Origin of the sequence: Burkholderia sp. E168m22 (assembly GCF_001319805.1) — a bacterium.
Lineage (GTDB): Bacteria > Pseudomonadota > Gammaproteobacteria > Burkholderiales > Burkholderiaceae > Burkholderia > Burkholderia orbicola.
Genome location: NZ_BBSK01000135.1, coordinates 25,227 through 31,226, shown reverse-complemented (window position 1 = coordinate 31,226; position 6,000 = coordinate 25,227). Strand labels below are relative to the sequence as shown.

Annotated in this window: 8 protein-coding genes; 5 read left to right on the top strand and 3 right to left on the bottom strand. The window is 65.4% G+C overall.

Features of this window, described 5'->3' with window-relative positions; genetic code table 11:
* Nucleotides 1-49 precede the first annotated feature (49 nt).
* Both AP428_RS30100 and AP428_RS30095 read left to right on the top strand, forming a co-directional pair.
* Nucleotides 50-826, top strand: coding sequence for an SDR family oxidoreductase (locus AP428_RS30100; RefSeq protein WP_011545777.1), 777 nt, complete (start codon nucleotides 50-52; stop codon nucleotides 824-826).
* Nucleotides 819-1,217, top strand: coding sequence for a heme-binding protein (locus AP428_RS30095; protein WP_011545776.1), 399 nt, complete (start codon nucleotides 819-821; stop codon nucleotides 1,215-1,217). The genes AP428_RS30100 and AP428_RS30095 overlap by 8 nt, the downstream gene beginning before the upstream one ends.
* Nucleotides 1,218-1,360: 143 nt before the next feature.
* Here the strand turns inward: AP428_RS30095 and AP428_RS30090 are convergent, their stop codons facing one another.
* Both AP428_RS30090 and AP428_RS36270 read right to left on the bottom strand, forming a co-directional pair.
* A complete protein-coding gene (locus AP428_RS30090) occupies nucleotides 1,361-1,639 on the bottom strand; it encodes a hypothetical protein (protein WP_011545775.1) in 279 nt (92 codons plus the stop codon).
* Complete coding sequence (locus tag AP428_RS36270; protein WP_078041950.1) at nucleotides 1,633-1,956, bottom strand: hypothetical protein; 324 nt, start codon at nucleotides 1,954-1,956, stop codon at nucleotides 1,633-1,635. Before AP428_RS36270 ends, AP428_RS30090 begins: the two co-directional genes overlap by 7 nt.
* Nucleotides 1,957-2,400: 444 nt before the next feature.
* Between AP428_RS36270 and groES the strand changes: the two genes are divergently transcribed.
* The 3 genes from groES to AP428_RS30070 all read left to right on the top strand — a co-directional run bounded on the left by groES (nucleotide 2,401) and on the right by AP428_RS30070 (nucleotide 4,825).
* A complete protein-coding gene (groES, locus tag AP428_RS30080; RefSeq protein WP_011545774.1) occupies nucleotides 2,401-2,718 on the top strand; it encodes a co-chaperone GroES in 318 nt (105 codons plus the stop codon).
* A gap of 80 nt (nucleotides 2,719-2,798) precedes the next feature.
* A complete protein-coding gene (groL, locus tag AP428_RS30075; protein ID WP_011545773.1) occupies nucleotides 2,799-4,421 on the top strand; it encodes a chaperonin GroEL in 1,623 nt (540 codons plus the stop codon).
* Nucleotides 4,422-4,537: 116 nt separating this feature from the next.
* Nucleotides 4,538-4,825, top strand: coding sequence for a hypothetical protein (locus AP428_RS30070; protein WP_041489320.1), 288 nt, complete (start codon nucleotides 4,538-4,540; stop codon nucleotides 4,823-4,825).
* 199 nt (nucleotides 4,826-5,024) lie between these two features.
* Here the strand turns inward: AP428_RS30070 and AP428_RS30065 are convergent, their stop codons facing one another.
* Entirely contained in the window at nucleotides 5,025-5,939 is a 915-nt protein-coding gene (locus AP428_RS30065) for a manganese catalase family protein (protein ID WP_011545771.1), read from the bottom strand.
* Nucleotides 5,940-6,000: the final 61 nt, after the last annotated feature.

The window sequence follows — 6,000 nt, the reverse complement described above, 5'->3', positions numbered from 1 at the left end:
TTAGGGGCTCCCTACACTGGGTGCAACTACTTCAGTCAAGGAGCGCCAGATGTCTCGAAAGATATTGATCACGGGTGCCAGTTCAGGCTTTGGTCGGGGTGCGGCAATTGAACTTGCGCGCCTCGGCCATCAGGTCGTGGCGACGGCCGAGACGTGGCCGCAGGTTCGCGGCCTGCGTGCGGATGCAGCCGAGGCCGGTGTGGTGCTGGAAGTGATCAAGCTGAATCTGCTCGACGCGATCGACATCGCTCACGCGGGCTCGTTCGATCCCGACGTCCTGGTGCTGAACGCCGGCGTCATGGAAGGCGGATCGATCGTCGACATCCCGATGCAACGCGTTCGGGAGTCCTTCGAAATCAACGTTTTCGGCCATCTTCAACTGGTGCAGGCGATCGTGCCGAAGATGGTGGGGCGCAGGTCCGGAAAAGTCGTATGGACCTCGTCGATGGGGGGCATTCTGGTTGTCCCGTTTGTCGGTGCCTACTGCGCGACCAAGCATGCGATCGAGGCCATCGCCGGGTCGATGAAAGCGGAACTCGAACCTCTTGGCGTCAAGGTCGCGACCGTGAATCCGGGCGTTTTCGGCACCGGATTCAACGACACCGGCGCCGAGAGCTACGTGCAGTGGTACGACGCCGATTCCGCCGTTGTGCCGATGCCGGATTTCGGCGACAGCCTGATGAACCAGGCCGACCCCAAGGAGATGATCGACGCCATGGTCGAGATCATTCCGGCCGATACGCATTTGTATCGAACCATGCGCCCGTTTGCGACGATTGACGCGGCGAAGCAGTGGCAAGAGACGGAGTGGACGCAAAATGCCTGAGCTCACGCTGGAGCGGGCGGACCGTATTGTGGCCCGGGGGCGTGCCGCGGCGCGGGACGCGGGACTCGATGCCGTGTTTGCCATTCTCGATACGGGTGCGCATTTGGTCGCTTTCTCGCGGATGGACGGGGCATGGCTTGCGTCGAATGAACTGGCAATAGCAAAGGCCCGGACGTCGGTGATGTTCCGGATGCCGAGCGAAGCGCTCGACGTGCCGCTGCAGGTAGGCCAGCCGTATCCACGCTTCGATCACATCCATGCAGGCGGGCTGTTGCTGATGGGAGGGGGCGTGCCTCTTTTCAATGGCGATGGCCAGCTGATCGGCGCACTCGGCGTGTCCGGCGGTACGCCCGAGCAAGATGCGGTACTTGCTCGGGCTGCGATTGCATGACAGCGGCTCGGGTTTGCTGCGCGCGACGTATCGCGGGGGCGGCCGGTTGCCGGACCGCGTGCCGCTCGGGTCGAGCGGCACGTGTTGACCGGAACCGCATTCGGGCGCGGCCATGCATGCCCGTCGGCCACCCGAACACAGCGTCATCCGGCCTCGTCCGATAAGGCGACGGGCGCCGCGCATTGACTGCCGCGCTCCGCCGTCGACCCGTGACGCCGGTGGGAAGCGATGTCGGCGCCGAGTGCGTGGAGGATCGATCGACCCTTCTTCGTCAGATGAGCACGTCGGCGGCCGGGCGCGCCATGTTCGAGCATGACGAGTTGTCGTTCGAGCAATGCATCGAGTTCGGCGCGATTCATGTCGAGCTGATCCGGCGCCTGGCACACCAGCATCAGCGTCGCGAATTCGTGCGGGCTCAGCATGGCTGCCCCTCCTCGCGCACGGAACCGCCACCAGCGGGTGGGACGTGGAAAAACGAAATATGGTGCAGCACGCGTCCACGCGTGGCGACCCGACGGCGCGGCAGCTTCGGTCGGCCGATCGCAGCGGGTTGGGGCGCGTCGCGCAACGCGAATGGCTTGCGCGCGGCACGTACGCGAGCGCCGATTGGCGCGAAGCGACTCGTGCCGTTGCGCGCTTTCCGCAGGCCGGTCGGCAAACCCTTGACGACGCGGGCGACGCGTCGTGGTCGGCGGCCGACCTCCGGCAGCCGATCGAAGATGAAGAAAGGATCGTTCATGATTCGCTCCCGGTTGGACCTCGCACGGAGGACGAACCGGACCACGCGCTCCAGTTCGTCGATCCGCGAAAGGTCTCGCTGACAAACAAATCGAAACACGCAGCGCGTAAGCCGCGGCTGCTTGAGCGATACCCAAAATAGGATGGGAAGCGCGAATTTCAAGCATCGTTGCACGACGATTCGCGCGGCCCGGAGCAACGGCCGTCGAGGTCGTGTTGCCGCTCGTGACGGAGCGTCGGGAGACAGCCGCCGGTCGTGCGAACGCCGGTTTCGCGATGAAACATTTTGTTACATATTGAGTGTTCGTCACCCTCTTGAAGCGCGCCTGCCCGCCACTATTTCGCTTTTCGCCAATCGATGGCACGCCGGCGCAGCGCAGCCTTTGCGCGTGCATGCGCCGACGGATTCCCTTTTTCAGGTGATCTCATCGCTCAGGAGATGAAAATGCAGATTCGTCCCCTCTACGACCGGGTTATCGTCAAGCGAATCGAACAGCAGCGGACGACGGCCTCCGGCATCGTGATTCCCGATTCGGCCGCCGAACGGCCCGAGCAGGGTGAAGTGATTGCAGTCGGCAGCGGCCGGCTGCTCCAGGACGGCTCGCAGCGCCCGCTGCAGCTCCAGGTCGGCGACCAGGTCCTCTTCGGCAAATATGCAGGCCAGACCGTGAAGGCGAACGGCGAGGAACTGCTCGTGATGCGCGAAGAGGACGTCATGGGCGTGCTCGAACCCGAATCGCCGGCCGCCAGGAAAGCGGCCTGAATGCCGATTCGACCGCGTCGCACGGGTGTGTGCCCGCTGCGCGCGGCATCCCGTTCAACGACTGTATCCGGAGCAAGAAAATGACTGCAAAAGACGTGAAATTCCGCGATGGCGCGCGCCAGCAGATCGTCAAGGGCGTGAACGTGCTGGCCGACGCGGTGAAGGTGACGCTCGGCCCGAAAGGCCGCAACGTCGTGATCGAGCGCGGCTTCGGCGCGCCGGTGATCACGAAGGACGGCGTGTCGGTCGCGAAGGAAATCGAGCTGAAGGACCGCTTCGAGAACATGGGCGCGCAGATCGTCAAGCAGGTCGCGTCGAAGACGGCCGACGTGGCCGGCGACGGGACCACCACCGCCACCGTGCTCGCGCAGGCGATCGTGCAGGAAGGCATGAAGCACGTCGCGGCCGGCATGAATCCGATGGATCTGAAGCGCGGCATCGACAAGGCCGTCGGCGCGGTGCTCGACGAGCTGCGCAAGCTGTCCCGGCCGATTTCGACCCACAAGGAAATCGCGCAGGTCGGCGCGATTTCCGCGAACTCGGACGAGGCGATCGGCAAGATCATCGCCGACGCGATGGAGAAGGTCGGCAAGGACGGCGTGATCACCGTCGAGGACGGCAAGTCGCTCGAGAACGAACTCGACGTGGTCGAAGGCATGCAGTTCGATCGCGGTTACGTGAGCCCGTATTTCATCAACGATCCGGCGAAGCAGGCGGCCTATCTCGACGACGCGCTGATTCTGCTGCACGACAAGAAGATTTCCAGTGTCCGCGACCTGCTGCCGATTCTCGAAGCGGCGTCCAAGGCCGGCAAGCCGCTGCTGATCGTGGCCGAGGATGTCGAGGCCGAAGCGCTCGCGACGCTCGTCGTGAATTCGATGCGCGGCATCCTGAAGGTCGCCGCCGTCAAGGCGCCGGGTTTCGGCGACCGGCGCAAGGCCATGCTGGAGGATCTCGCGATCCTGACCGGCGCGACCGTCATCTCGGAGGAAACCGGCAAGCAGCTCGACAAGGCCACGCTGGAGGATCTTGGCAGTGCGAAGCGTGTCGAGGTGCGCAAGGACGACACGATCATCATCGACGGCGCGGGCGATGCGGCACGCATCGAGGCGCGCGTGAAGTCGATTCGCGTGCAGATCGACGAAGCGACGAGCGACTACGATCGTGAGAAGCTGCAGGAGCGTGTCGCGAAGCTCGCGGGCGGCGTGGCGGTGATCAAGGTCGGCGCGGTTACCGAAGTCGAAATGAAGGAGAAGAAGGACCGGGTCGACGATGCGCTGCATGCGACGCGTGCGGCGGTCGAGGAGGGCATCGTGCCGGGCGGCGGCGTCGCGCTGCTGCGTGCGCGCGCGGCGCTGTCGGACATCCGGGGCGCGAATGCGGACCAGGATGCCGGCATCCGGATCGTGCTGCGTGCGCTGGAGGCGCCGCTGCGTGTCATCGCGGCCAATGCCGGCGACGAACCGTCGGTCGTGATCTCGAAGGTGCTCGAAGGCAAAGGGAACTTCGGCTACAACGCGGCGACCGGCGAGTACGGCGATCTGGTGGACGCAGGCGTGGTCGACCCGACCAAGGTCACGCGTACCGCGCTGCAGAACGCCGCGTCGATCGCGAGCCTGGTGTTGACGACCGATGCGACCGTCGCCCAGGCGCCGAAAGAGGAGAGCGCCGAGTCGGCCCCCGCGCCCGAACTCGGCTACTGACCGGCGTCGCAGGCCTGCCTGCGATCGTCGCACAGCCGCTGGCCGGAGCGGCTTTGGTCGGCGCGCGCGACAGTGGGGACGCGCCGCGCCGCTTTTTCATGTTTGCGAGACCGACCATGAAGCTCGAACTTTCGATCGATTCGAGGCCGCTGCACGTCGAACTCGACGACGTCATCGCCGGCCTGCTCGCGGCGCGGCTCGGTCTGCCGCCCGACGGCGACCATCGCGGCGCGATTGGCCGCTACCTCGGCGACGCGGCGGGGCCGTGGACGCTGGATGACGACCATATGCGCAAGCGTGTGATGCGCCGCCTGATTCTCGACATCGCCGATCCGACGCTGGTCATTCAGTACCTGATGGCAGACCAGACCGACCCGGCCGGGCCGGGCGAAGCGGGCGCCTGATACGGGTCGAACGCGCGCGCACGGTCGGCGATGCATCAGGCATGCGGCTCCTGCCGCCTGGACGGTGCGTCGGCATCCAAGTCTCACGCCGATAGACGAGAACCCTCCCGCCCAAGGGCACTTGTTTCCATTTCGTTATCCATATCAAATCTAAGAGACGCCCGCGATCACGCTCGGGCGCCCGTCATCGAGCTTTCGTTCAGGCGCCGTCTGGCTTGTCCGGCTTGCCTGGCTTGCGCCCCTGCGGGGCCGGCGGACCCGCGCCGAGTTCGGCACCCGTCACCGGGTCGCTGTTCGGATCGGATGCGAGTCGCTGCGCCATCGCTTCGATGGCATCCGCTTGCTGCGCGTCGAGCATGCCTTCCGGAATCCCGGTGCCGCCATCGACCGCCGGTTCGGCGGGGCGGATTTCGAGTTCGCCGCCGTGGTTCCAGGGGCCGACCAGCGGCGCCGCGTCCGGCTGCATCCGGAAGTACACGTGATCGTACGGCGTCTTCGGCGGCAGCTTGCCGGGCGGGAAGTTCGCGGTGATCGCATACAGCGCCTTCTCGAACGACATCTGGTGCGACACCTCGCGCGTCATCAGGAAGCCGAGCGCGTCGCGGATATCCGGATCGTCGGACACGTTGATGAGCCGCTCGTAGATGATCTTCGCGCGCGCTTCGGCCGCGATGTTCGAGCGCAGGTCGGCGGTCGGTTCGCCGATCGTGTCGATGTACGCGGCCGACCACGGCACGCCGCCCGAATTGGTCAGCGGCGCGCCCGCGCCGTACAACACCTGTGTCACGTGGCTGTCGTTACCCGCGCCATGCAGCTTGCGGTACAGCTCGGCCTGTTCGTCGACCGCTTCGGCGAGTTCGCCCTTGGCGCCGCGGTTGAGCATCGCGGCCATCGAGCCGATCACCTCCAGGTGGCTGAGTTCCTCGGTCGCGATGTCGAGCAGCATGTCCTTGCGGCCGGGGTCTTCTTCAGTGATCGCCTGCGTGAAATAGCGCATCGCGGCGGCGAGTTCGCCCTGCGGGCCGCCGAACTGCTCGAGCAGCAGGTTGGCGAGGCCGGGATTCGGCGCGCCCACGCGCACCGTGTACTGAAGCCGTGTGTTGTGGATGAACATGGCATCTCCGTGGAAAGGGTTGCGCGACATTCGCCGTGTCGAAACAGCACGAATCGATCCC

Excerpts from the sequence above, each read along its gene's own strand:
- AP428_RS30100 (WP_011545777.1), top strand. The coding sequence starts at position 50 with ATGTCTCGAAAGATATTGATCACGGGTGCCAGTTCAGGCTTTGGTCGG.
- AP428_RS30095 (WP_011545776.1), top strand. The coding sequence starts at position 819 with ATGCCTGAGCTCACGCTGGAGCGGGCGGACCGTATTGTGGCCCGGGGG.
- AP428_RS30090 (WP_011545775.1), bottom strand. The coding sequence starts at position 1,639 with ATGCTGAGCCCGCACGAATTCGCGACGCTGATGCTGGTGTGCCAGGCG.
- AP428_RS36270 (WP_078041950.1), bottom strand. The coding sequence starts at position 1,956 with ATGAACGATCCTTTCTTCATCTTCGATCGGCTGCCGGAGGTCGGCCGC.
- groES (WP_011545774.1), top strand. The coding sequence starts at position 2,401 with ATGCAGATTCGTCCCCTCTACGACCGGGTTATCGTCAAGCGAATCGAA.
- groL (WP_011545773.1), top strand. The coding sequence starts at position 2,799 with ATGACTGCAAAAGACGTGAAATTCCGCGATGGCGCGCGCCAGCAGATC.
- AP428_RS30070 (WP_041489320.1), top strand. The coding sequence starts at position 4,538 with ATGAAGCTCGAACTTTCGATCGATTCGAGGCCGCTGCACGTCGAACTC.
- AP428_RS30065 (WP_011545771.1), bottom strand. The coding sequence starts at position 5,939 with ATGTTCATCCACAACACACGGCTTCAGTACACGGTGCGCGTGGGCGCG.